This window comes from Oleiphilus sp. HI0061 (genome assembly GCF_001635675.1).
In genome coordinates this window covers 1-502 of record NZ_LWFE01000874.1, presented here as the reverse complement: position 1 = coordinate 502, position 502 = coordinate 1, and the positions used below count along the sequence as shown (strand labels likewise).

General features: G+C 44.2%; 2 protein-coding genes. One reads left to right on the top strand and one right to left on the bottom strand.

The window, feature by feature from the left end; translation table 11 throughout:
- A partial coding sequence (locus A3735_RS29625) for a hypothetical protein (protein ID WP_197485833.1) occupies positions 1-259 on the bottom strand: 259 nt, incomplete at its 3' end.
- A 78-nt stretch (positions 260-337) separates the two neighbouring features.
- Here A3735_RS29625 and A3735_RS32530 point away from each other — a divergent pair.
- Positions 338-502: DUF3336 domain-containing protein (locus tag A3735_RS32530; protein ID WP_369820526.1), on the top strand; the 165-nt coding region annotated here is incomplete at its 3' end.

The following is a 502-nucleotide window of genomic DNA, read 5'->3' as shown; positions in this document are numbered from 1 at the left end:
CGAAGATCATGATCAGCGCGTAGCCAATTAATAGCAGCTGGAGTAGCATGCGGATGATTGAGTAACAGGCTTTTCCGTATGCCAGCCCCCAATATCGCATTAGAGCAATCACAAAGAAAGTAGGGATAAAAGCGATGAGCAAGCGTTCAAAGGGAATGATTTCAATAGTCATCGGAAACTCGAAGTGATTGAAAGGACGGCGCGTATCATAACATGGAGCAGAGTAAAGCGATGGCACTTCAAGAATGATCTGGGTCATACAAAACCTGAAGAATACTCATAAAATGGTAAATAATACGGCGAAAAGTGGTATCTCCTGTTAAGCTTGAAAGCAATCATGACTTTACTTCGGAGAGTACGAGTGTTTTTTGAAAGCTCATCCAAGAAACTAGCTAAGCTTGAAATCAACATGGCCGCTGCAGAAAGCTATCAGGCTTGGTGCAGTGCGGCAGAAAAACATGACCTGGCTTCGGGTGCCAGCGAATGGAAAGAGCTTGAGCAT